This window comes from Novosphingobium sp. ST904 (assembly GCF_001298105.1).
GTDB lineage: Bacteria > Pseudomonadota > Alphaproteobacteria > Sphingomonadales > Sphingomonadaceae > Novosphingobium.
This window is the reverse complement of record NZ_LGJH01000161.1, coordinates 69,726-94,645: the sequence shown is the minus strand read 5'-3', so window position 1 is coordinate 94,645 and position 24,920 is coordinate 69,726. Positions and strand designations below refer to the sequence as shown.

The following is a 24,920-nucleotide window of genomic DNA, read 5'->3' as shown; positions in this document are numbered from 1 at the left end:
ACGAACAAGGCCGCATACCGAAGCGTCATGACTTCCGATCACGATCTCACTTCACACCCCTGGTTCTTCTGCGGCATCGGCGGATCTGGCATGTTGCCGCTCGCGCTGATCCTTCGGGGACACGGCGCGCAGGTCGCGGGATCGGACCGCAGCCGAGATCAGGGCCGCACGCCTGAAAAGTTCGTCTGGCTGGAAAGCCTTGGTTTCGACCTGCACCCGCAGGATGGCAGCGGCATCACCGGCGCAGAGCAGACCTTGGTCGCCTCGGCGGCGGTGGAAGACACGGTGCCGGAAGTGGTCCGCGCGAAAGAGTTCGGCTGCCCGCGCATGAGCCGCGCGCAGCTTCTCGCCACCCTGTTCAATGCCGCACCCTTCGGGGTCGCCATCGGCGGCACCTCGGGCAAGTCGACCGTCACCGGCATGACCGGCTGGATCATGACCCACGCGGGCCGCGATCCCACGATCATGAACGGCGCGGTGATGAAGAACTTCGCCTCGCCCGATGCGCCTTTCGCCAGCGCCCGGGTTGGTCAGGGCGAAGTCTTCGTCTCGGAAGTCGACGAGAGCGACGGCTCCATCGCGCTCTATCGCCCGAAAGTGGCGGTGCTGGGCAACGTCAGCCTCGATCACAAGAGCCTTGAGGAACTGCGCCAGCTTTTCGGCGACTTCCTTGGCCGTGCGGATGTATCCGCGATCAATCTCGACGATGCGGAAACCGCCGCCCTCGCCCCACACGCCAAGGCGCTGGTGACGTTCGGCATTTCATCGCCGGACGCGCAGATCGGCGCCGTCGATGTAGTCGAAGGGCCGACGTCACTGACTGCCGTGGTGCTGGATCGCCGCGACGGGACTTCGCACACGCTGGCATTGAAGGTGCCGGGTCTCACAACCTCTACAACGCGCTCGCCGCCATCGCCGCGGCCAATGCCGCCGGTGTTTCGGTGGCCGAGGCGGTCGAGGCGCTGGGCAGTTTCGCAGGGCTTGCCCGCCGGTTCGATATCGTCGGCACTTCGCCATCGGGCGTAACAGTGATCGACGATTTCGGCCATAACCCGGACAAGGTCTCGGCCACGCTGGCAACGCTCAAGGCGCATCCGGGCCGCGTTATCGCCTTCTTCCAGCCGCACGGCTACGGCCCGCTCAAGCAGATGGGCCATGAACTGGCGCATGTGCTGGCCACCAGACTGGGTGCCAGCGATGTGACGATCCTGTGCGATCCGGTCTATTTCGGCGGCACCGTTGACCGCTATGAGGGTAGCGAGCGCATCGTGCGCCTGATCGAGGCCGATGGCGGAGCAAATGGACCAGGGGCCGAATACGTGCCCTCTCGCGAGAACTGCGCCAGCCGCATCGTCGAGATCGTCAAGCCGGGCGACCGTGTGGTCGTGATGGGCGCGCGCGATGATACTCTGACAGTCTTCGCGAAAGACCTGCTCGCAAGACTGTGAAACATCGCCCCGGCTCTGTCCGGGGCGATGCATGACCCAATCAGTGCGCCGTGCCGCGCGCCTTTGCGATCAGGTGTACCAGGATCGCGATCACCGCGCCCAGCACCAGCCCGACCACGGCCGAGGCCAAGGCATAACCGAGCCAGCCCAGGACGCCGCCGAGCGGCCCGCCCAGCACGGCCAGCCAATGCTCGACACCATGGGCAAGATGGGCGGACCGGGAACGCCCAGTTCTTCCAGCCCGTGCAGGATGATCCCGCCGCCGACCCACAGCATCGCCAGCGTACCGACAGACGCAAGGACCGTCAGCACCTTGGGCATGCCGGTAACGAGCATGCGTCCGAAAGCCTGCGTGCCTTTGCCCTGCTTCTTGGCGAGGTGCAGGCCGATGTCGTCCATTTTAACGATCAGCGCGACAGCGCCGTAGACACCCGCCGTGATGAGAATGCCGACCAGCGCAAGCGCCACGGCCCGCGCCAGCAGCGAACTGTCCGCCACTTCCGCAAGGGCGATGGCCATGATCTCCGCCGAGAGGATCAGGTCCGTGCGGATCGCACCGGACACGCGCGCCTGCTCGAAGCTCGCCGCGTCGGCAACCGGCTCTTCCAACGTCTCGCCGTGATGCGCGCCGCCGAATTTCTCGATAACCTTCTCGGCGCCTTCGAACGCGAGATACGCACCGCCCAGCATCAGGATCGGGGTGATGAGCCAGGGCAGGAATGCGCTCAGCAGCAGCGCGATCGGCAGCAGGATGAACAGCTTGTTCCGCAAGCTGCCCTTGGTGATCTTCCAGATGATCGGCAGTTCGCGCTCGGGCGTGAAGTCCGTGACATAGCCCGGCGTAACCGCTGCGTCGTCAATCACAACGCCTGCCGCCTTGCTGCCGGCCTTGGCGACGCCCAGCCCCACATCGTCGAGCGAAGCTGCGGCGGCGCGGGCGATTACCGCGACGTCATCTAGAAGAGCTACGAGGCCGGAAGCCATCTGGAAGGAAATCCCCTGTTTGAATGATGCCCGCAGCCATGCGGGCGAAACTATCCGCGATCAAGCGAAAGCGGACAAAGTCGTGCCCATGAAAGGGCTTATCATGAGCATAGCCACACATGCCCCGGCCTTTTCACATCCGGCCCCTTAATGCTCCCCTCCCCCCAACCGTTCTCAGCCTTGTCCGGAAGATCACTTCCAAACTCCTGACAATCTCTTGAAAATCTGGGGAAACACCATGTCCGTCATCAATACCAACATCAGCGCCCTGCGCGCTTCGAACGCCTCCATCGCCGCCAACAAGACCCTTGGCACCGCCATGGAGCGCCTCTCCACCGGCAAGCGCATCAACTCCGCCAAGGACGACGCCGCCGGTCTCGCCATCTCGACCTCGATGACGGCGCAAGTCCGCGGTATGAGCCAGGGCATCCGCAACGCCAATGACGGCATCTCGCTTGCCCAGACCGCCGACGGCGCGCTTTCGGAAGTGTCGAACATGCTCCAGCGGGTTCGCGAACTGGCCATCCAGTCCGCCTCGGGCACCTATCAGGACAGCGACCGCAACGCGATGCAGCAGGAAGTCACCGCGCTGACCGATCAGATCGACGATATCCTCACGCAGACCACCTTCAACGGCAACACCCTCTTCGCCACTACCGGCAGCGACGTCACCTTCGACATCCAGACCGGCGCCAATTCGGGCGAGACGGTTACGCTGACCTCCACCATGATCGACGGCAGCAACCTCGACGCCTCAGCGCTCGACGTATCGACCAGCACCGCAGCCTCGGACACGCTCGACTTCATCGACGACGCCCTGGAAGACGTGAACCAGACCCGCGCCTCGCTCGGCGCCGGGCAGAACCGCCTCGAATCCGCGATCAACAACCTGACCAACAATGTCACCAACCTGTCGGACGCCCGCTCGCGGATCGAGGATGCGGACTACTCGCTGGAAACCACGCAAATGGCCAAGGCGCAGATCCTCAGCCAGGCATCCACCGCGATGATCGCCCAGGCCAACCAGGCCCAGCAGAACGTCATGAGCCTGCTGCGCTGACGATCCGATAGCCCGACAGGGTCGCAAACAGACGGCGGGCCGGAAGGTCCGCCGTCTTTCGTCAGAACTCGACGTCGAGTTCCTCGATATCCTCGGGTTCGGCATGTGCCGCAGCGATCCACTCCGCCATCGGCGACCACTTCTCGATCGTCTCGCAATAGGCGCGGAGCTGGCCCGACATCGGCACTGCATAAGTGATGAAGCGCCGTGTCACCGGCGCATACATGGCATCGGCGATCGTCGGCTTCTTTCCGAACAGGAAAGGCCCCCGATAGGTATCGAGGCAATCCTCCCAGATCGTCTCGATCCGTTCGATATCGGGCCGGGCGCCGGAGAAGATCGGGAAACTCTCGTGCCGGACCTTGAGATTCATGGGCAATGCCGACCGCAGGTTGGTGAAGCCGGAATGGATCTCGCCGGAAATCGACCGACAATGTGCCCGCGCAATGGCGTCTTCGGGAAGGAGGCCCGCGTCGGGGAACTTCTCGTTGAGATATTCGGCGATTGCCAGGGTATCCCACACGCTCGCGCCATCATGGCTTAGCCGGGGCACCAGCACCGAGGGCGACAGCAGTAACAGTTCGGCACGGTTCGCCGCATCGTTGAGCACCTGCTTCTCTTCGATATCCAGACCTGCAAGCCGGCACAGCAGCCAGCCCCTCAGCGACCATGCGGAATAGGTCTTGCTGGAAATCGTCAGCTGCGCCGGTGCCGAGTCGCTCATGAGTCATGTCCTTGCAGCGTGCTTTTGCTTGCATCAGCTTATGATGCAGCGCAGCATGAATCCAGTGCGGATTGCATCTCCGCCGCCGAATCGCCCACCTGCTTATCAGCCTCTCGATCCCTCGAAACGCATTTGTCACAGGGGACCAGTACGAATGCTTTACCAGGCGTACCAGACCTGCTCCGACATGCTGGCACCGGCCCGAATGGCCGCGCAGGCCGCCACCGGATTCCGCGACCGCTATCTTGGCGGAGCGCAGGATATGCCTTGGTTCAGGCGGTTCTTCGCGCTGGCCGAAGTGTTCGACAAGGCAACCATAACGCACCAGCGCCCCGCCTACGGTATCGACAGCGTTCTCTCCGGCAACCGCGACGTCACGGTGCGCGAGGAAGTGGCGCTGGACCTGCCGTTCTGCAACCTGCTGCACTTCGCGAAGGACGATGTTGCAACGCCGCAACCCAGGATGCTGGTGGTGGCCCCGCTTTCGGGCCACTACGCCACGCTCCTGCGCGACACCGTGCATACACTCCTGAGCGATCACGACGTCTACATCACCGACTGGAAGAACGCGCGCGATGTCTCGCTGAGCGAGGGCGATTTCGGCTTCGACGACTTCGTGGACTATGTGATCCACTTCCTTCAGGAACTGGCCGATCCCGCCGACCAAGGTTTGCAAGGCCGCCGCGGTGCGCACGTGCTCGCAGTATGCCAGCCCTGCGTCCCGGTTCTGGCTGCGGTAGCGCTGATGGCGCAGGACGACGACCCCGCGCAGCCCCGTTCGATGACCCTGATGGGCGGCCCGATCGACACCCGTGAAAGCCCGACATCGGTCAATGAACTCGCGACGGAGCACCCGTTCATGTGGTTCGAGGACAACATGATCCACACCGTGCCGCTGCGCCATCCCGGCGCCGGACGGAAGGTCTACCCCGGTTTCGTCCAGCTCTCCGCCTTCATGTCGATGAACATGGGCCGCCATTTCAGCCAGTTTCGCAAGCTCTACCAGGCGCTTGCCGACGAACGCCCGGCGGACGCCCAAAAGATTGAGACTTTCTACGACGAGTACCTCGCCGTGCTCGATCTTACCGCCGACTTCTATCTGGAAACCATCGACAAGGTCTTCCAGCGCGCCCTGCTCGCCCGGGGAGAACTGGAACATCGCGGCCGCAAGGTCGATTGCGGCGCCATCCGCAAGACCGCGCTCCTCACCGTCGAAGGCGAGCGCGACGACATCTGCGCCGTGGGCCAGACGGCCGCCGCCCATTTCCTCTGCTCCAGCCTTCGCCCTCATCTTAAACGCCACCACTTGCAGACAGGAGTGGGTCACTACGGCCTGTTCGCGGGCTCGCGCTGGGAAACGCAGGTCTACCCGCAAGTCCGCAACCTGGTCCTCGCCGTGAGCTGATCCGCGCGGCGGACACGGTTTTACTTGCGTTCCGCCCCGGATAGGCTAAGGGCGCGCTTCCGTTTCATGCCGTGATGCAGGACGGAAGGAAAGAAAGCCGGAGGGGCCCCGCAATCCCGCGGACAAGCCAGCGATCGGTTAGACAGAGAAAAGGAAGCTGCCGTGGCTCAGTATGAGCACGTGTTCCTGGCACGCCAGGACCTCAGCCAGGCGCAAGTCGATGCACTTGCCGCCACCGCCACCGAGATCGTCGAAGCAAACCAGGGCAAGGTCACCAAGACCGAGACCTGGGGCCTCAAGAATCTCGCGTACAAGATCAAGCGCAACCGCAAGGCGCACTTCGTGATGCTCAACATCGAAGCTCCCGGCGACACCATCGCCGAGCTCGAGCGTCAGACGCAGATCAACGAAGACGTGATCCGTTACCTGACCATCCGCGTCGACGAACACGAAGCTGGTCCGTCGGTCATGATGCGCAAGAGCGACCGCGAGCGTACTCGCCGTCGTGAACGTGAAGGGAACTGATTTCCATGGCACGTGCATTCTTCCGCCGCCGCAAGTCCTGCCCGTTCTCGGGCAAGAACGCTCCGGCCATCGACTACAAGGACGTACGTCTGCTCCAGGGCTTCATGTCCGAGCGTGGCAAGATCGTTCCGAGCCGCATCACCGCGGTTTCCGCAAAGAAGCAGCGTGAGCTGAGCCAGGCGATCAAGCGCGCCCGGCACATCGGCCTCCTGCCCTACATCGTCAAGTAAGGGAGGCTAGGCCCATGGACATCATCCTCCTCGAACGCGTCGAAAAGCTCGGCGCCATCGGCGATGTCGTTTCCGTCAAGGACGGTTACGCCCGCAACTACCTTCTTCCCAACAAGAAGGCCCTGCGCGCCAACGAACGCAACAAGAAGGTCTTCGAGGCCAACCGCGCGAAGATCGAGGCTGAAAACGCCGAGCGTCGCGCCGGCGCAGAAGCCCAGTCGAGCGAAGTCGAAGGCAAGCAGGTCGTCCTGATCCGCGCTTCGTCGAACTCCGGCCAGCTCTACGGTTCGGTTTCCGTCCGTGACATCGTCGATGCCCTCAACGAGCAGGGTGCCGGCGTTGCCAAGCAGATGATCGTGCTCGAACGCCCGATCAAGACCATCGGCGTGTTCGACGTTCGCGTCAGCCTGCACCCCGAAGTCTCGGTCAACGTCAAGGTGAACGTCGCTCGTTCGCCCGACGAAGCCGACCTGCAGTCGCAGGGTGTGGACGTGATGGCCGCGATGTTCGAACAGGACGTCTCCGGCTTCACCGAAGCCTACGACCCGAACGCCGAACCCGGCGAAATCGCGGTCGAGGAAGCTGTCGAAGGCGAAGAAGAAGCCTGAGCTTCTTCTTTCCCGGCAACTGCCTAAGGGAATCAAGGCCCTCGCTCCATGCGGAGCGGGGGCCTTTCTCTTTTTCCCCGCGCCCCGTTCGAAATTTAAGCTGCTATTGCCCTGCAACATAAATTCAGTAATTACGGGCGATGGAAACGATCAAGAGCACTCTCGCGGAACTCGTCCGCGTTTATGAAACCGCCGTCAGCACTCTCCGGGCCGACATTTCCGCCTTTGTAGAGAACGGCACGCCTCCCCCGCCCGAACGCCGCGAAATGCGCGCATGGTCCTACCCCGAACTGCGCATCACTTACGCAGGCACGGAGCGCGGCACGTTCTACAGCCGTTCGTTCGGCCGCCTGAACGAAGCCGGCGTCTACACGACCACGATCACCAAGCCGCGCCTCTTCGCGGACTATCTCGAGGAACAGCTCGCGCTGCTTCATGAAGATTACGAGGTGGAGATCGCTGTCGGCCCGTCGACGCAGGAAATCCCCTTCCCCTACGTCCTTGACGGCGTTGGCATGGGCAGCGTCACGCCGCAGGAACTGGCCGCGCACTTCCCGACGACCGAACTCGCGATGATCGGGGACGAGATCGCCGATGGCGTGTTCCGCCAGGAATCCGGCGAACCGCTGCCTCTGGCCCTGTTCGACGGTTTGCGCACCGACTTCAGCCTCGCGCGCCTGGCACACTACACCGGGACCAGCCCTGAGCACTGCCAGCGCTACATCCTCTTCACCAACTACCACCGCTACGTGGACGAGTTCGTGGACTGGGCGGGCAAGCAGATCGGCACGGACGGCTACACGGCGCTTTCGGGCGCCGGCGGCCTCTATCTCGACAGCCCTGTAGAGAATGCCCGCGAACGCCTGTCCGACACGGCATGGCGGCGTCACCAGATGCCCGCCTACCACCTGATCCGGCCCGACAAGTCGGGCATCACGCTCGTCAACATCGGCGTCGGCCCCTCGAACGCCAAGACGATCACCGATCACCTCGCGGTCATCCGCCCCGAAGTGTGGCTGATGATCGGCCACTGCGGCGGGCTTCGCGAAGGCCAGCGCATCGGCGACTATGTTCTCGCCCATGCCTATCTGCGCGACGATCATGTGCTCGATCCGGTCCTGCCGCCCGAGATCCCGCTGCCTGCCATCGCCGAAGTGCAGCAGGCGCTTGCCTCGGCGGCCGAAGCGGTCAGCGGCGAAGGCGGCGCCAACCTGAAGAAGCGGATGCGCACCGGCACCGTCGTCACCACCGACGACCGGAACTGGGAACTGCGCTATACCGAATCCGCGCATCGGTTCAGCCTCAGCCGCGCCATCGGCATCGACATGGAAAGCGCCACGATCAGCGCCCAGGGCTACCGGTTCCGCGTGCCCTACGGCACCCTGCTGTGCGTCTCGGACAAGCCGATCCACGGCGAACTCAAGCTGCCGGGCCAGGCCAACCGCTTCTACGAAGAAGCCATCGCCAGCCACCTCAAGATCGGCCTCCACGCCTGCGACCTGCTCCGCGCCGAGGGCGAGAAGCTGCATTCCCGCAAGCTGCGCGCGTTCAACGAACCGCCTTTCCGGTAAGAACCCGCCGCGCGGCGGCGCTAACGGCATGACGGGAAAGGGCGTCGCTCCACCAGAGCGAAGCCCTTTTTCGATTCCGGCAAAAACACACGGCGCGCGCCCGATGCGCGATGGCGCCCAGAACCCTTCCATTCCCCGCAACCCGGCACGGAAATGTCAGCGCCGGCAGCCAGATAGCAATCTTATAAGTTTGTGATAGATTTTTGCACAACAAATAGGCATATCCGCAAGACAAGATGAAGTAATTTCATGTTACATGAATATTTCAGAAAATTACCTTTAAATTACTTCTATAAAGCATCCGATGAAATAATAGTTGCCCATCTACAACTGTGGGAACTTCAATAAAGATCGAATACTATTTACTGATGACAGATCGTTAATCTCGGGAGCAAACCCCCTCATCTGGTTCCGGCCTGCGCCGAATGACGCGCCGAAACCCGCAAAGGGAGTACCGAATGACATCCGAGATGAAGCGCCTTCTGCTGGCGTCCACCCTGCTGATGGGCCTGCCTGCCATGGCACATGCCCAGGACAGCGCCCCGGCAAATGCCTCCGCCAACGCGGCCGATGCCGAACCGGAAGGCGGCGCCATCGTCGTGACCGGCTCGCGTCTGTCCAATCCGAACCTTGAGCAGGCCGCGCCGATCATGGCCGTGTCGGCAAAGGAAATCGCGCTGACCGGGCAGGTCAACGTCGAGAATATTCTCAAGGACCTGCCGCAGATCCTGCCGGGCTCGACCGCTGCCTCCAACAATCCCGGCGGGGGCGTCGCCACGGCCGACCTGCGCGGCCTGGGCGCCGCGCGCACCCTGGTCCTGGTGAACGGCCACCGCTACGTCTCGTATGACACCAACCAGATCGTCGACCTCAACACGATCCCGACCGCGCTGATCGAGCGTGTGGACGTGGTGACGGGCGGCAAGTCGGCAGTCTACGGGTCGGACGCGGTGACCGGTGTCGTCAACTTCGTGACCAAGCAGGACTTCGACGGGGTCCAGGCCAATGCCAACTACCGCCTGACCGGCGAAGGCGACGGTGCGCAGTACAATGGCGGCCTTCTGGTTGGCAAGAATTTCGCCGACGGGCGCGGCAACATCACGATCTACGGCGACTACATGCGTCGCAAGTCGATCCTCCAGTCGGGCCGCAGCTACACCTCGGTCGCGCAGACCGACGGCACCAGCGGGCTGGTCGCCGGCGGTTCGGGAACGACACCGGACGGCAAGGTCACGCTGGACGGAACCGGCTACAAGTTCGCGCAGGACGGCAGCTATTCGCTCTACGAAAGCCCGGCCGACGCCTACAACTACGCATCGGAGAACTACCTTCAGGTTCCCCAGAAGCGCGAATTGCTCTCGGCGCAGTGGCACTTCGACGTCAGCGATCACCTGACTCTCTACGGTGAGGGCCAGTACATCCACAACCGCGTGAAGAACCAGCTCGCGCCGACGCCGCTGACCGGCACCTTCTCGATCGACACCGATTCGTCCTTCCTGTCATCCAGCTCGCAGGCCCTGCTCGCCAGCTACGACACCGACGGCGACGGCTATACCTCCACTGCCATCAACCGCCGCCTGACCGAAGTCGGCGACCGCATCTCCAACATGGACAGCAAGGCCTATCGCGGCCTCATCGGCGCACGCGGCCAGATTTCGGGCAACTGGAACTACGACGCCTACTTCAGCTACTCGCGCACCAGGCAGGTCGAGCGCCAGTCCGGCAACGTCTCGGCAAGCCGGGTCCAGCAGGCCCTGCAGACCACCTACGATTCCAGCGGCAACCTCGTTTGCTCGGATACCAGCAACGGCTGTGTTCCGCTGAACATCTTCGGGGCCGGCAACATCAGCCAGGAAGCGGCGGACTTCATCTCGATCGATACGGTCAACCGCTCCACCATCACCGAGAAGGTCGCCAGCGGCGCGATCACCAACAGCAACCTGTTCGATCTTGGTGCAGGCCGGCCGGTCTTGCGTTCGGTGCCGAGTATCGCAGCGAGCACGGCAGCTTCGAACCCGACGAAGCACTCGCCTCAGGCGATGTGATCGGTTTCAACTCGTCCGAGCCGATCGCCGGCGGCTATAACGTCAAGGAGCTGTTCGCCGAAATCGACGTCCCGCTGATTGCCGACAAGCCGTTCATCCACCGCCTGGACTTCAACGGTGCCTACCGCTTCTCGGACTATTCGAATGCGGTGTCCCAGGTCAGCACCTTCTCGGCGGGCCTCGTCTGGTCGCCGGTCAAGGACATCAGCTTCCGCGGCCAGTTCTCCCGCGCAGTCCGCGCGCCGACGGTCAACGACCTGTTCAGCGGCAATGCCCAGAACTACGAATCGGCAACCGACCCCTGCGCCAAGGATTCGGCGACCGGCACGAGCGAGGCGATCACCAACGCCAATCTCAACGCAAGCTGCCTTGCCTCGGGCATCCCTGCATCGAAGATCGGCAACTACACTGCGGATTCGCAGATCGAGAGCTACAACGGCGGCAATACCGCGCTGCGCGAAGAAACGGCGAATACCTGGACGGTCGGTACGATGATCCAGCCCCGGTTCGTTCCGGGCCTCTCCTTCACCGTCGATTATTACCACATCAAGATCGACAACTTCATCACTGCCGTTGGCACGTCGAACATCATCAAGTCTTGCTACGGTACCAAGGAGAACGGCTGGACGCCGATCGATACCAGTGCCTGCGCCCTGCTGCCGCGTGATTCCAATACCTACATGATCACCGGCGCGATCGACAATCTGACCAATTCGGGCGGCGTGAAGACCGACGGCATCGACTTCGATGCCCAGTACGCCATCCCGCTTGCCTTCGGGGCCCAGGACAGCAGCAAGCTGACTCTGCGCGTGAGCGGCACCCGGTTGCTGCACTGGACGTTCAATCCCACCGCCAACCTGTCCAGCGCGTCGGTCGAATGCGCCGGCAAGTTCGGCCTGCTCTGCAACAACGTCTATGCCAAGTGGCGCCTCAACAGCCGCGCAACATGGTCGACCGACGGCGCGACCGTGTCGCTTGCGTGGCGCCACCTTTCGCCGGTCAAGGATGACGACAACTCGACGGAATACACCGTCGAGAAGATCAAGGCGTATGACTACTTCGATCTCACCGCGCAGATCGATGTGGCGGACCGCTTCACCTGGAACATCGGCATGAACAACATGTTCAACAAGAAGCCGCCGATCCTGGGTGACAACCAGGAACAATCGAACACCTATCCGACGACTTACGACGTTTACGGCCGGACTTTCTTCACCGGTGTGACCGTCAACTTCTGACGCTCATGAAAAAGGGGAGCCGGGCGAACCGGCTCCCCCTATCTGCTTCGAAACGACCCCGGCGACCATGCGTCGCCGGGGCCGTTCTCGTTACCAGCCCTGCTTCTCGCCCTTGTTCTGCTCGTCGAGCCACTTCTTGAGCGGCGCGAAATAGTCGAGCATCGGCTTGGCGCTCATCTGCGGAGTGCCGGTGAAGGCCTTGAGCGCCTCCGGCCAGGGCTTGGACATGCCCATCTCCAGCATCTTGTTCAGGTTTTCGCCGACCTTCTTGTCACCATAGAAGCTGCAACGGTGCAGCGGGCCCTTCCAGCCGGCCTGCTTGCACGCCGCCTGATAGAACTGGAACTGGAGGATGCGGGCGAGGAAGTAGCGCGTGTAGGGCGTGTTGCCCGGAACGTGGAACTTGGCACCCGCGTCGAAGCCGTCGTCACCGCGCGCGGCAGGCGGGGTGATGCCCTGATAGTCGAGACGCATCTTCGTCCAGGCCTTGTTGTAGTCGGCAGGCTGGATCGAACCGTCGAAGATACCCCAGCGATAGCGGTCGATCAGCAGGCCAAAGGGCAGAAACGCCACCTTGTCCATCGCCTGGCGCAGCAGGAGGCCGATGTCCTTGTCGGCGCTCGGCACCTTGGTCTTGTCCAGCAGGCCGATCTGCACGAGGTACTGCGGCGTGATCGAGAGAGCGATGAAGTCGCCGATCGCCTCGTGGAAGCCGTCGTTGGCGCCGTTGAGATAGAGGAACGGCTGCTTGTTATAGGCGCGCTGGTAGTAGTTGTGGCCCAGTTCGTGGTGGATCGTCACGAAGTCACCGGAATCCACCTTGGTGCACATCTTGATGCGCACGTCGTCCTTGTTGTCGACGTCCCAGGCTGAGGCGTGGCAGATCACCTCGCGGTCGGCGGGCTTCACGATCATCGAGCGCTTCCAGAACGTCTCGGCAGCGGTGCGAAGCCGAGCGACGAGTAGAAGCCCTCGCCCGCCTTGACCATGTCGATCGGGGTGCGGCCCTGCGCCTTCAGCAGATCGCCGATGTCGTAGCCGAGATCGCCGGCACCCTTGGGCGCGACCAGCGGGTAGATCGTGCCCCACTCCTGCGCCCACATGTTGCCGAGCAGGTCGGCGCGGATCGGCCCGGTCTTGGGCTGAACGGCATCGCCGTACTTCTCGTTCAGCTTGTGGCGGACATACGTGTGCAGCGCGAGGTAGAGCGGCTTCACTTCCTCCCAAAGGCGCTGCGTTTCTGCCGAGAACTGCTCCGGCGTCATGTCATAGCCCGAACGCCACATGGCGCCGACGTCGGCATAGCCGAGCTCCTTGGCGCCCTGGTTGGCGATGCCGACCATCTTCACGTAGTCGCCCTTCATCGGCTTGCCGACATTGTCGTGCCAGGTCGTCCACATCTCGGCGAACTCGGCAGGCGTGTGGGTAAGGTTGCCCATCTCCGCCTCGATATCCGAGCCGTTGATCTCCTTGCCGTCCAGCGTGCCGCGGCCCTTGCCGTAAGTGGAGGCGAGACGCGTGGATATCGCGCTCAGTTCGGCGGCGGCACCCGGCGTGGTCGGCGCGGGCAGCACGATACCCTGCCGAAGAATGCCAAGCTTGCGCGAGACATCGGCATCGAGACCCGGCAGCTTCGAGAACTTCGCCGCTTCCACCGCATAGGCCACCTGCTTCTCGGTCAACAGCCCGTTGGACTGCGCCGCCAGAGCGTCGGTATCGTCGGTGAGATAGGTGTAGTTCACCCAGTTGATGCGCGCATTGTCGACCGAGAAATCGAACAGGTCCTTCTCGGCGGCGGCCACGAACTGCGCGGCGCCCTGTGCGGTCTCCGGATAGGAGGGCGCGTCCTCGGCAAAGGCCGGCGCGGCCACGCCGAACGAAAGTCCGGCCGCGAGCGCGGCAAGCGCGGTGGATGCGAATTTCATGGGGTTGTCCTCATTTGTCTCTCTGATGGCGCGGGAGACTAGTCGCCCGCTGTGTGAGATCAACTGTTGAGGACGGAAGAGAAGGGCAAAAGCAGGGGAGCATAGCCCCCTGCACCCCCAGGAATGTCGAAGCCGGGTGCCGCCTGTCCCGGAATCTTCTTCTACTTAATCGAGCAGAAACTCGGCCATGGCCCTGCCCATATCCTTGAACGTCACCGAAGACATGTGATTGCCCGGCGTCTCGACGTAATGTCCCTGCGGCAAAGCCTCCGCCAGTTCCGGCGCGGAGCCGTTGTCGTGATCTTCCGCCCCGCAAACGCAGAGCGTGGGCATCACGATCCGGGCGATGGCATCCGCACCGGTATCGTCCACCGATCCCAGCAGCAGCCGCGCCGCCACCCGGTCGATCTTCATCGACTTCATGAAGGCCTGCGCGATGAAGGCCTTGTCGCCCCGTTCGATAGTGCCGAAACGATCGATGGCATCCACGAAGTGCGCGCTGCGCCGCGCCCAGCCGGAGAGCCCGGTAAGACCCATGCCGCCAAGGATCAACTTGCGCGGCGCGAGGCCCGCCAGCACGCCGCGCACCGAAGTCCGCGCGCCCAGTGAGAAACCGCCAAGATCATAGTCGGCCAGGCCAAGCGCGGCGATCACCAGCTTGAGATCCTCGACCAGCACGTCGGCGGGATAGGCGGCGGTATCGTGCGGCGCGCCGCTCTCGCCGTGAGCGCGCAGGTCCGGCATGAAGACTTCGAACCCGGCGTCGGCAAGGATCTTCGCGTTGCCGTACTTGATCCAGTTCACGTCGGCGCTGGAGAACAGGCCGTGAAGCAGCAGCAGCGGGCGCGCCCCGGTATCGCCCATGACGTGCACGGCCAGATCGGTGCCCGCGTAACCTTCGATGACTTCCTTGCGCAGATCGCTCACTTAGGGAACCTCCAGTCCTGCCGCCTTCCAGCGCGACGCGACGCTTTCCGTCTCCGCGCTGTAATGCCTCGGCAGGTCCTTGGTATCGAGCCACGCCGGATGCAAGCTTTCGCAGCCGGAATGTGCAGCGGGACGGAAGAAACCCGGTTCGTCGAAGCTGCCGAGCGTCAGGTCCATGTTGCCGCTGCTCTCGATGAAGTCGAACCCGAGCGGGGTGCCGCAGCGCGAGCAGAACGGCCGGTGCGCGATGGCGGAACTTTGGTACCAGTCCGGCTCATGCTCCCAGGTCACGCCGGCTTTCGGCACCTGGACGAACGCCGCCGCGAAGCCGCCCGTCGCCTTCTGGCAATAGCGGCAATGGCACAAATAGGCCTCGTCGTTCTCGACCTTGGCCTCATAGCGAATGCGGCCGCACTGGCAGCCGCCGGTCATGGTTTGGGTCATGCGCAATGAGTAACCCGGAACGCCCCGCGCGCGCCATTGCTGCTGCGAACGAAGCCGTGATAAAGCGCCCCATGGAAACGACAGAAGAAAACACGAGCGCCGAAAACCCGGCGCTGAGCCGGCCGCAACGACGCCTGCTGAAACGAATCTACAACAGCCGAACCGTTCCCATCGTGGCCGATGACCTGCCGTTCCTGACGTACAGGGAGGCTTCGGCCTATCTCCTGTCCCTGACGGATGACGCGCGCGAGGCGGCATATGCGCAGATGAAGGCATTCGCCGCGGCCGAGGGACGATAGGCCCCGACCCGCACGAAAAGGGCCTGCGAAGCGAGTGCTCCGCAGGCCCTTTTTCATGTCGGCGAGGGCCGTGAAGCCCGCCGCGTCAGCCCTTCTTGAGGTGACGGCGGCCGAGCAGCTCGGCAATCTGCACCGCGTTGAGCGCGGCGCCCTTGCGCAGGTTGTCAGAGACGCACCACAGCGCCAGGCCGTTTTCGACGGTCGAGTCTTCGCGCACGCGGCTGATGTAGGTCGCGCCGTCGCCCACGGCTTCAACCGGGGTGACGTATCCGCCGTCCTCGCGCTTGTCGACGAGCATCACGCCCGGCGCTTCACGCAGGATGTCCTGCGCTTCGGTGGCCGAAATCTCTTCCTCGAACTCGATGTTGAGCGATTCCGAGTGGCCCACGAAGACCGGCACGCGCACGCAGGTGGCCTGCACCTTGATCTTGGGATCGAGGATCTTCTTGGTTTCCACGACCATCTTCCACTCTTCCTTGGTGGAACCATCGTCGAGGAAGACGTCGATATGCGGGATCACGTTGAAGGCGATCTGCTTGGTGAACTTGCGCGGCTCGACCTGGTCGCCCACGAAGATCGCGCGGCTCTGTTCGAACAGTTCGTCCATGCCCGCCTTGCCCGCGCCGGAAACCGACTGGTAGGTCGAGACGACGACGCGCTTGATCTTCGCCTTGTCATGCAGCGGCTTCAGCGCCACGACCATCTGCGCGGTGGAGCAGTTGGGATTGGCGATGATGTTGCGGGCCTTGTAGCCGTCGATCGCCTCAGGGTTCACTTCCGGCACGACCAGCGGAATGTCCGGGTCCATGCGGTAGAGCGACGAGTTGTCGATCACGACGCAGCCTTGCGCGGCGGCACGCGGCGCGTGGATCGCGGTAGGGCCGGAGCCTGCAGCGAAGAGCGCGATGTCCCAGCCGGTGAAATCGAAATGCTCGATGTTCTTTACTTTGAGCATTTTGCCGGTTTCGCCGAATTCAATCTCGGTCCCGGTCGAACGCGACGAAGCCACCGCTGCGATCTCGTCGCAGGGGAATTCGCGCTCGGCGAGGATGTTGAGCATTTCGCGGCCGACATTTCCGGTCGCGCCGACGACGGCAACCCGGTAACCCATTTCAAGATCCTTCTAGCAAAATCCTGCAGGCAAGGTGCGCCGCAGGAACGCGGGCCGTTACAGGGTGTGTGCGCTCATGACAAGCGCCCTGCGCAAAAGACTTTCTTTCAGAAGGTCCAGCTCGACCGAAAATTGCCGCGAGACACCCTCTCCCGAAATGGAAAGGGCGTCTCGCGACAGATTCAGTGAGCGGTCGCCGAAGGGACCGGAGCCTGCGGCGGTGCTGCAGCCAGTTCGTCTGCCTCCGTCCACTCGATGGCTTCGAGCGGCTCGGTCAGGGCCTTGGCCAGAACTTCGTCGACATGCGAAACGGGAATGATATCAATGCCCTGCTTCACATTCTCGGGAATTTCCGCGAGGTCCTTGCGGTTCTCTTCCGGGATCAGCACCGTGGTGATGCCGCCGCGCAGTGCGGCCAGCAGCTTCTCCTTGAGACCGCCGATCGGCAGCACGCGGCCGCGCAGAGTGACCTCGCCGGTCATGGCGACATCCTTGCGCACCGGCACGCCGCTCAGCGTCGAGACGATCGAGGTGACCATGCCGATGCCCGCCGAAGGACCATCCTTGGGCACCGCGCCTTCGGGCAGGTGGATGTGGATGTCCTTCTTCTGGATCGTCGAAGGCTTGATGCCATAAGCGGGCGAGCGCGCCTTCACGAAACTGAAGGCCGCCTGGATCGACTCGCTCATCACGTCGCCGAGCTTGCCGGTCGCCTTGATCTGGCCCTTGCCGGGCACGGTCACGCTTTCGATGGTCAGCAGTTCGCCGCCCACTTCGGTCCAGGCAAGGCCGGTGACGGCACCGACCTGATGCTCTTCCTCGCCCACGCCGTGGCGGAACTTGCGAACGCCCGCGAAGTCGGAGAGGTTCTCCGGCGTGATCGTGACCTCGGTAGCCTTGCCTTCGAGGATCTGGCGCAGCGACTTGCGCGCCAGCTTGGCGATCTCGCGCTCCAGCGTACGCACGCCGGCCTCACGGGTGTAGTAGCGGATCAGGTCGCGCAGGCCCTCTTGCGTGAGCGTGAACTCACCCTTCTTGAGGCCATGTGCCTCGACCTGCTTGCGCACGAGGTGACGCTCCGCGATCTCGACCTTCTCGTCCTCGGTGTAACCTTCGAGGCGGATGATTTCCATGCGGTCAAGCAGCGGCTGCGGCAGGTTCAGGCTGTTCGCCGTGCAGACGAACATCACGTCCGACAGGTCGATGTCGAGTTCGAGGTAGTGATCCTGGAACTTCGCGTTCTGTTCCGGATCGAGCACTTCGAGCAGCGCCGAGGCCGGATCGCCGCGGAAGTCCTGGCCCAGCTTGTCGATCTCGTCGAGCAGGAACAGCGGGTTGGACTTGCCCGCCTTCTTGAGGTTGGTGACGATCTTGCCCGGCAGCGAACCGATATAAGTGCGGCGGTGACCGCGAATCTCGGCCTCGTCGCGCACGCCGCCAAGCGACTGGCGGATGAACTCGCGCCCGGTCGCCTTGGCGATGGACTTTCCAAGCGAGGTCTTGCCCACGCCCGGCGGGCCGACGAGGCACAGGATCGGCCCCTTCAGCTTGTTGGTGCGGGCCTGAACCGCCAGGTACTCGATGATCCGGTCCTTGACCTTGTCGAGGGCGTAGTGATCCGCGTCCAGAATCTCCTGCGCGGCCGAGATATCACGCTTGAGCTTGCTCTTCTTGCCCCAGGGCAGACCGAGCAGGACATCGAGGTAATTGCGGATGACGGTCGCCTCGGCGCTCATCGGCTGCATCGACTTGAGCTTCTTCAGCTCGGCCGTGGCCTTTTCGCGGGCTTCCTTCGACAGGCGCGTGCTTTCGATACGCTCCTGAAGCTCCTGAAGCTCGTTCGCTTCCTCGCCGTCGCCGCCGCCGAGTTCCGACTGGATCGCCTTGAGCTGCTCGTTCAGGTAATACTCGCGCTGGGTCTTCTCCATCTGGCGCTTCACGCGGCCACGGATCTTGCGCTCGACCTGAAGAACCCCGAGTTCGCCTTCCATGAAGGAATAGACCATTTCGAGACGCTTGAGCGGGTCCGGCTCCGAGAGCACGGCCTGCTTGTCGCCCACCTTGGCGGAAAGCTGCGCGGCCACGGTATCGGCCAGCTTCGCCGCATCCTCGATATCGCCGAGCTGGTCTCCGGCGTCCTGCGAGAGCTTCTTGTTGAGCTTCGCATATTCGCCGAACTGTTCGACCACCGTGCGCATCATCGCGGCAACTTCCGTGCCGTCGGCCTCAACGGGCTCGACACGCTCGACCTGGGCGACCAGCATCTCGCCTTCGGCGGACTGTTCGGCACGCAGGGTCTCGAGCCTGGCACGTTCCTGCCCCTCGACCAGCACGCGCACGGTGCCGTCCGGCAGCTTCAGGAGCTGAAGGACACTGGCGATAACGCCAGTATCGTAAAGGTCGTCACGATCGGGATCGTCGCAGCCGGGATCGAGCTGGGCGAGGAGGAAGATGTCCTTTTCACCCGCCATCGCCGCTTCGAGCGCGGCCACGGATTTCTCGCGTCCGACGAAAAGCGGCACGACCATGCCGGGAAACACGACGATGTCGCGCAAGGGAAGCAGCGGAAGCAGGTTCAAGGTCATATCCATTTCAACACACGCGGGAGCGCTGCAAGAGCCTCCCGGCCTTCGCGGGACGATATGGGGTCTCTCGGGCCGCACGCAATGGATTGGCTCTGAAAGACTGTGGAAGCGCTAACCGCACCCCTTCTCCGTTCCCCTAGGTCGGACGCACCGGAAAATACCGAAGCGTTGATCCCATATAGCGCATTCCGCCGGGAATTTCGTCATCCCTGACTGAAATCGCATTTCCCACGCCCCGGCGTTATCGAACCGGAGCGCGGAAATCCTGCGAAACTTCAGAACGGCATCTTGAAGCCCGGCGGCAGGCCCATGCCCTGCTGCGCTTGGCCAGTTCCTCGCCGGCCACCGAATCCGCCTTCACGCGGGCATCGTTGTAGGCCGCCGCGATCAGGTCTTCGAGAATCTGCTTTTCGCTGGGCTGGATCAGGCTGTCGTCGATCGACACGCCGATCACGCGGCCCTTGGCCGAGCAGCGGATCTTGACGAGACCGCCGCCGGAAAGTCCTTCGACTTCCATCGCGTCCAGCTTGCCCTGGGCCTCGTTCATCTGCTTCTGGATGGTCTCGGCAGCCTGCTGCGCCGCCTTGAGCATCTCTTCCATCGACTTCATCTCAACGTCTCCAGTTACGCGCTCCGCCGCCAACGGCGAGCGGGCGATCATCCTCGATAATTGCGGCCTGCGGAAACGCCGCCTTGGTCGCCAGCACGAGCGGGTGCTGGTTCACGGCATCGCTTTCCGCATTCTTCCTTGCTTCGGCCTGCTCGACCAGGGTCGGCGTGCCCTGCTCCGAAACGCGGTGGACTTCCCAGCGATCCCCGGTCGCCTTGGCAAGGCAGGCACGCAGAGCCCGGTGATATCCTCGCTGAAACCGGGCGGCTGCGAATAGCGCAGCATGCCGGATGCCAGCTCGACCACCCGCACCTGCATGCGCATGGTATTGGCGGTGGACAGTTCGCCCATGTGCTCGACATCGTCGACCAGCTCTTCCCAGCGCCGGGCCACCATCTCGGGCGTCACGGCGGCGACCGCCGCAGGACCGGCCGGTGCCCCGTCAACACCGCCGGGCACGCCTGCAGGCACGCGGGCAGCCAGGTCTTCAAGCTTCTTCACGAGCGTGCCGGGGTCGGGCATGTCCGAGGCATGCATGATCCGCAGCAGCGCCATCTGCGCCGCCACCAGCGGATCGGGCGCAGACTTCACTTCCTCATGCCCCTTGATGAGAAGCTGCCAGATGCGATGGACCTGCCCGGCCTTCAGGGCCTTGGCCCAACCCTCGATCGCCTCGCGCTCCTCGGCGGAATGGGCGTCATGGGCGCCGCCGCCGACCTGGGCCACGGCGATGCGGTGAACGAGCGTCATCAACCCGCGCATCATCGCGATCGGCTCTACGCCGAGCGCGAACTGGTGCGCGATCAGGTTCAGCAGTTCGCCGCCCCGGCCATCGAGAATGGCGGTGATGAGTGCCCGTTGCACGCTCTTGTCGGAAAGACCCAGCATGTCGCGCACCTTCTCGGCGCGAACCTGCCCCTCCCCGTCGAGGTCGGCATGGGCGATGGCCTGGTCGAGGATCGACAGACCGTCGCGCACCGAGCCTTCTGCGGCGGCGGCGACCATGGCCAGCGCCTCGCTCTCGGCATCGACGCCCTCAAGGCCGCAGACTTTCGCGAAATGAGCGGCCAGCATCGGCGCCGGAATGCGCCGCAAGTCGAATCGCTGGCAGCGGGACAGCACCGTGACCGGCAGCTTGTCGACCTCGGTGGTCGCGAAAAGGAACTTCACATGCGCGGGCGGTTCCTCAAGCGTCTTCAGCAAGGCATTGAAAGCATTGCGAGACAGCATGTGAACTTCGTCGATGATGTAGATCTTGTAGCGGGCCGAGACGGCAGCATAGCGCACGGCCTCGATGATCTCGCGCACGTCGTCGACACCGGTGTGCGAGGCGGCGTCCATCTCGATCACGTCGATATGGCGCCTTCGGCGATGGCCTGGCAGGGCTCGCACTGTCCGCAGGGATCGATCGTCGGCCGCCCTGCCCGTCAGGCCCGATACAGTTCAAGGCCTTGGCGATCAGACGCGCGGTCGAGGTCTTGCCGACCCCGCGCACGCCGGTCATCAGGAAGGCGTGGGCCAGTCGGTCGCGCTGATGGCATTGGCCAGCGTCTGCACCATCGCCTCCTGCCCGATCAGCTCGGCGAAAGTCTGCGGGCGATACTTGCGGGCAAGCACGCGATAGGGCTGGGCCGGCACGCCGACCGCCGCAGGCGCGGCCTTGGCGGGCGTAGGCTTCGCCTCGAGCGTGGGCGCGGCTGCAGGTTCAGCAACAACGGGTTCGGCAGCAACGGGTTCAGGAGCAACGGGTTCAGCGGCAACGACAGGTTCGGGCGCTACAGGTTCAGGCAGGGCCGGTTCGGAATCGCCGAACATCGACGCCTGCCCGGCTTCTTCAAGCTGGGCCTTGGTCGGTGCGGCCTCTTCCTCCTCCTTGTCGTCCCAGGGGGGGGTATCGCCGAACATGTCGCGTGAATCGTCCATCGCCTGCCAAACTAGGGGGCCGAGGCCGGAATGTCAGGGGAAAAGCAAATTGCTCCACAGCCCAGAGCCGAAACCGCGACTTTCCGGCGGGTCCGGCGATCAATTGACCCTTTCGGGACATTGTCATCATGTGGGCTGAAGGAGCCGGGCGACCCGCCGCTATCCGTTGTGGCTGCTTCCTTCCGGACCTGACCAGGTTGGCGAACGCAAACGTCCACCCGACTCCCGGGCGGGCATATGGCGAGGCGCGCCGGGTTTGTCCAGCCCGGATTGCGGAACCTTTCGAACAGCCGCCGCGAAGCCTGAGCGCCATAACGCAATCGGCCCGCGTTCCCCTTTCGGAAAAACGCGGGCCGATTGCTTTATACCTGCGCCTCAGCGCAGCGGGTCAACGGAAATTGTCGGCGTATGCCTGAATCTTGAGGCGGCGCGGCGGCGTGGAATGCACTTCGGCTTCGATGCCGTAGCGAGCGGCATAGGCCTTTGCTTCTTCCACGTCGGGAAACTTCAGCGTGACCTGCTGCTGCGTGTCGCCAGAACCGGCCCACCCCATCAGCGGATCGGGCTTCTTCGCCTCGGAGGGGGCGAATTCGAGGACCCACTGGTCCAGCAGTGCCTTGCCGGACTGCATGGCGTTCTTCGGGCGCTGATAGATGCGTGCACTCATGGGCAAGCGCTTTGCCTCCGAATCGCGGCGGAAATCAAGCGCGAATCGCGTCGATAGCTGTGTATCGCGCGCATGAGCCGCGAAGGGCTCACTTGCGCGATGCCTCGAAAGCGTTGCGCGTCTTCAGGCTGGGGTCTTCCGTCCAGGGCTGGTCCGGCCAGCGATGGCGCGGATAGCGCCCCTTCATGTCGCGCTGGACATCGCGCCACGAGCCGCGCCAGAAGCCCGGCAAATCGCGCGTCGTCTGGATCGGCCGCCCGGCGGGCGACGTCAGCTTGAGCAGCAATGGCTGCGGCGGCTGGCCGAAGGTCGGATGGCGATCGAGCCCGAACAGGGCCTGCACACGTACCTCCACGCTGGGGCCGCCCTCATCCTCGTAATCGATCGCATGCGTGCTTCCGGCAGGGCTGCGGAACTCGGGCGGAGCAAGTTTTTCGAGCGCCTGCTGATCGTCCCACGTCAGGCGATTTCGCAAGGCCTCGGCCAGAGCGCCCTTGTCTACCGCATCGATTCGGCGCCCCAGCAGCGGGCCGAGCCAGTCATCGAGATCGCCCAGCAACGCTTCGTCGGACAATGCCGCGATCCCGGCATGGCGCGCGCGCTTCAGCATCGAAAGGCTGCCCTTGCCGAAGGGCACGAGCTCCAGCCCCCGTTCGCGTACACGCTCCAGCAGGAATGCCGAGATCGCCTTCGGATCGGGCGACGGGTCCGGCCCGGTCGCCAGTGTGATCGCCCCCAAACGGCGCTCCAGCCGGGCCTCGACCCGGCCTTCGGCCTCGTTCCAGCGCAGGACCGACCGCCGCTCGATGCGGGAGGACAGCCCCTGCTCCACTTCCGGGGTTTCCAGCGAAGCGCCCGATAGAATGCGGGCGCCCCGCGCCTGCCCCTGCGCATCGCCGATCACCAGCCATTCCCTGCTCGCGAGCGGTGAGGCGGGATCGAGCACATAGCCCCGGCCGCCCGCGGAAAGCCAGTTCTCCCCGCCGGCATCGCGCCTGCGCGCCACCATGTCCGGTCGCCCCAGCGCCAGCAGCACGCCGACCGGGCTATCGCCGCCCGGCCCGGCCGCGGGCACGAGGGATCGTGCCCTCCGGGCCCAGCCCGCCGCCAGCTTGCGCGAAGCCTCCGCACGCGGCGCACGGTCCGCATTCCAGCGGGAAAGCCGCTGCGAAAGATCCTCACTGCGCCCGCCCAGCCCTCGCTCCTGGAGAAGCAGGGCCAGTTTGGCCGCCGTTTCCGCTTCGCCCCGTTCGCTCGCATGAAGGATCATGGCGGCCTGCGCCGGGTCCATCGGCAGGCTGGCGACCTTGCGACCGAAATCGGTGATCCGCCCACCCGCATCCAGCGCGCCCAGTGCCTCAAGCTGCCGATGCGCCGCCTCCAGCGCCGGGGCGGTGGGGAATCGAGCCAGGCCATCGCCATGGGATCGCCCGCTCCCCACTGCGCCAGCGAGAGCGTCAACGGCGCAAGATCGCTGGTCAGCATCTCCGGCGGATCGAATTCAGGACGCCCGGGATGCGCGGCTTCCTCCCAGAGGCGATAGGCGGTGCCCGGGCCCTGCCGTGCGGCGCGCCCCGCGCGCTGCGCCGCCGAGGCGCGGCTGGCGCGGTGCGTCACCAGCCGGGTGACGCCCGCCGCCTTGTCGAACTCGGCCCTGCGCGACAGGCCGCTATCGACCACCACCGAAACCCCGTCGAGCGTCAGCGAAGTCTCGGCGATCGCGGTGGAGAGCACGATCCGGCGGCGCCCCTGCGAATCGCGGCGAATGGCCGCGCGCTGCGCTGCGGTTCGCACTGCCCGTGCAGCGGCAGCACCAGCGCCTGCGGAAGCTTCTCCGCCAAACGCTCCGACACCCGCTCGATCTCGCGCACACCGGGCAGGAAGGCGAGGATGTCCCCCTCCTGCTCGCGCCAGGCTGTCAGCACGGCGGAGGCCATGGCATCCTCTATCCGCAAGGCGGGAGACGCGCCAAGCCAGCGCAGCGCAAGCGGCCAGGCCCTGCCCTCGCTTGCAATTACGGGAACCTCGGCCCCCAGCAGGCGCGAGAAACGCGCGCCGTCGATCGTTGCCGACATGACGACGATGCGCAGATCCTCCCGCAGCACCGCGCTGGATTCGAGGGCGAGCGCCAGGCCAAGGTCGCTATCGAGATGCCGTTCATGGGCCTCGTCGAACAGAACGGCGGAAACGCCGGACAGTTCGGGATCGGATACGATTGTCGCCACGAAGATCGCCTCGGTCATCACCAGAACCCGGGTCCGCGCGGACCGCTTGACGTCTAACCGAGTGACATAGCCAATCGTCTCGCCGGCCTTTTCGCCAAGCTGCTCGGCCATGCGCTCGGCCGCGGCCCGCGCCGCTACACGCCGGGGCGACAGCAGGATCGCCGTGCCCGTGCACCAGGGCTCCGACAGCAGCGCGGGCGCCAGCGCGGTGGTCTTGCCTGCCCCCGGCGGCGCGATCAGCACGGCGTGAGGGCCGTCACGCAACGCGGACAGAATTTCGGGTAATACGTAGTTTATGGGAAGTTCGCTCACGCCGCTTCCTTAGAGCCCCCGCCATGGCGGGAAAAGGGGCCGACCGGGGTTAGA

Annotated in this window: 14 protein-coding genes, 1 other RNA gene and 7 pseudogenes; 10 read left to right on the top strand and 12 right to left on the bottom strand. The window is 64.1% G+C overall.

All coding sequences use genetic code 11. The annotated features are described in order from the left end of the window. The first annotated feature begins 27 nt into the window (after nucleotides 1–27). Nucleotides 28–1,448 (top strand): annotated as a pseudogene (locus tag ADT71_RS23495) (Mur ligase family protein). 40 nt (nucleotides 1,449–1,488) lie between these two features. On the opposite strand, the pseudogene ADT71_RS23490 reads toward ADT71_RS23495, so the two are convergent. Then, a pseudogene (locus ADT71_RS23490) lies at nucleotides 1,489–2,432 on the bottom strand (DUF808 domain-containing protein). A 238-nt stretch (nucleotides 2,433–2,670) separates the two neighbouring features. Here ADT71_RS23490 and ADT71_RS23485 point away from each other — a divergent pair. Further along, the gene (locus tag ADT71_RS23485; RefSeq protein ID WP_054440801.1) at nucleotides 2,671–3,492 is read left to right on the top strand and encodes a flagellin; all 822 of its coding nucleotides are present in this window, start codon (nucleotides 2,671–2,673) and stop codon (nucleotides 3,490–3,492) included. Nucleotides 3,493–3,553: 61 nt separating this feature from the next. Here ADT71_RS23485 and ADT71_RS23480 read toward each other — a convergent pair whose 3' ends face one another. Further along, a complete protein-coding gene (locus ADT71_RS23480) occupies nucleotides 3,554–4,216 on the bottom strand; it encodes a glutathione S-transferase (protein ID WP_054440799.1) in 663 nt (220 codons plus the stop codon). 154 nt (nucleotides 4,217–4,370) lie between these two features. On the opposite strand from ADT71_RS23480, the gene ADT71_RS23475 reads away from it, so the two are divergent. The 7 genes and pseudogenes from ADT71_RS23475 (at nucleotide 4,371) to ADT71_RS34395 (ending at nucleotide 11,838) form a co-directional block, all read left to right on the top strand. Further along, complete coding sequence (locus ADT71_RS23475) at nucleotides 4,371–5,621, top strand: polyhydroxyalkanoate depolymerase (protein WP_054440798.1); 1,251 nt, start codon at nucleotides 4,371–4,373, stop codon at nucleotides 5,619–5,621. Nucleotides 5,622–5,783: 162 nt separating this feature from the next. Further along, nucleotides 5,784–6,146 carry a 30S ribosomal protein S6 gene (gene rpsF, locus ADT71_RS23470; protein ID WP_054440796.1) on the top strand — a complete coding sequence of 121 codons (363 nt, stop codon included), beginning with the start codon at nucleotides 5,784–5,786 and terminating at the stop codon, nucleotides 6,144–6,146. Nucleotides 6,147–6,151: 5 nt separating this feature from the next. Next, nucleotides 6,152–6,376, top strand: coding sequence for a 30S ribosomal protein S18 (rpsR, locus tag ADT71_RS23465; protein ID WP_021232952.1), 225 nt, complete (start codon nucleotides 6,152–6,154; stop codon nucleotides 6,374–6,376). 14 nt (nucleotides 6,377–6,390) lie between these two features. Continuing rightward, nucleotides 6,391–6,984 carry a 50S ribosomal protein L9 gene (gene rplI / locus ADT71_RS23460; protein ID WP_054440794.1) on the top strand — a complete coding sequence of 198 codons (594 nt, stop codon included), beginning with the start codon at nucleotides 6,391–6,393 and terminating at the stop codon, nucleotides 6,982–6,984. Nucleotides 6,985–7,124: 140 nt separating this feature from the next. Next, complete coding sequence (locus ADT71_RS23455; protein ID WP_054440792.1) at nucleotides 7,125–8,555, top strand: AMP nucleosidase; 1,431 nt, start codon at nucleotides 7,125–7,127, stop codon at nucleotides 8,553–8,555. Between the two features lie 425 nt (nucleotides 8,556–8,980). Further along, nucleotides 8,981–9,457 (top strand): annotated as a pseudogene (locus ADT71_RS35980) (TonB-dependent receptor plug domain-containing protein); the annotation flags it as partial. An 887-nt stretch (nucleotides 9,458–10,344) separates the two neighbouring features. Further along, entirely contained in the window at nucleotides 10,345–11,838 is a 1,494-nt protein-coding gene (locus tag ADT71_RS34395) for a TonB-dependent receptor domain-containing protein (protein WP_231636146.1), read from the top strand. A gap of 90 nt (nucleotides 11,839–11,928) precedes the next feature. On the opposite strand, the pseudogene ADT71_RS23445 reads toward ADT71_RS34395, so the two are convergent. The 3 genes and pseudogenes from ADT71_RS23445 to ADT71_RS23435 all read right to left on the bottom strand — a co-directional run bounded on the left by ADT71_RS23445 (nucleotide 11,929) and on the right by ADT71_RS23435 (nucleotide 15,134). Beyond that, nucleotides 11,929–13,763: pseudogene (locus ADT71_RS23445) on the bottom strand (M2 family metallopeptidase). Nucleotides 13,764–13,928: 165 nt separating this feature from the next. Continuing rightward, the gene (locus tag ADT71_RS23440) at nucleotides 13,929–14,690 is read right to left on the bottom strand and encodes an alpha/beta fold hydrolase (RefSeq protein WP_054440790.1); all 762 of its coding nucleotides are present in this window, start codon (nucleotides 14,688–14,690) and stop codon (nucleotides 13,929–13,931) included. Further along, nucleotides 14,691–15,134: a GFA family protein gene (locus ADT71_RS23435; protein ID WP_054440788.1), complete on the bottom strand. Its 444-nt coding sequence runs from the start codon at nucleotides 15,132–15,134 to the stop codon at nucleotides 14,691–14,693. 5 nt (nucleotides 15,135–15,139) lie between these two features. On the opposite strand from ADT71_RS23435, the gene ADT71_RS23430 reads away from it, so the two are divergent. Continuing rightward, entirely contained in the window at nucleotides 15,140–15,433 is a 294-nt protein-coding gene (locus ADT71_RS23430) for a hypothetical protein (RefSeq protein WP_231636145.1), read from the top strand. Between the two features lie 85 nt (nucleotides 15,434–15,518). Here ADT71_RS23430 and ADT71_RS23425 read toward each other — a convergent pair whose 3' ends face one another. The 7 genes and pseudogenes from ADT71_RS23425 to hrpB all read right to left on the bottom strand — a co-directional run bounded on the left by ADT71_RS23425 (nucleotide 15,519) and on the right by hrpB (nucleotide 24,866). Continuing rightward, nucleotides 15,519–16,544: an aspartate-semialdehyde dehydrogenase gene (locus ADT71_RS23425; RefSeq protein ID WP_054440783.1), complete on the bottom strand. Its 1,026-nt coding sequence runs from the start codon at nucleotides 16,542–16,544 to the stop codon at nucleotides 15,519–15,521. 182 nt (nucleotides 16,545–16,726) lie between these two features. After that, on the bottom strand, nucleotides 16,727–19,129 hold the full coding sequence (gene lon, locus ADT71_RS23420) for an endopeptidase La (RefSeq protein ID WP_054440781.1): 2,403 nt from the start codon (nucleotides 19,127–19,129) through the stop codon (nucleotides 16,727–16,729). A 275-nt stretch (nucleotides 19,130–19,404) separates the two neighbouring features. Further along, nucleotides 19,405–19,739 (bottom strand): annotated as a pseudogene (locus ADT71_RS23415) (YbaB/EbfC family nucleoid-associated protein). 1 nt (nucleotide 19,740) lies between these two features. Then, nucleotides 19,741–21,662: pseudogene (locus tag ADT71_RS23410) on the bottom strand (DNA polymerase III subunit gamma/tau). Between the two features lie 134 nt (nucleotides 21,663–21,796). Further along, an RNA gene (gene ffs, locus ADT71_RS30685) (signal recognition particle sRNA small type) lies at nucleotides 21,797–21,891 on the bottom strand. A gap of 159 nt (nucleotides 21,892–22,050) precedes the next feature. Further along, complete coding sequence (locus ADT71_RS23405) at nucleotides 22,051–22,329, bottom strand: ETC complex I subunit (protein WP_054440780.1); 279 nt, start codon at nucleotides 22,327–22,329, stop codon at nucleotides 22,051–22,053. Nucleotides 22,330–22,417: 88 nt separating this feature from the next. Next, nucleotides 22,418–24,866, bottom strand: a pseudogene (hrpB, locus tag ADT71_RS23400) (ATP-dependent helicase HrpB). Nucleotides 24,867–24,920 lie beyond the last annotated feature (54 nt).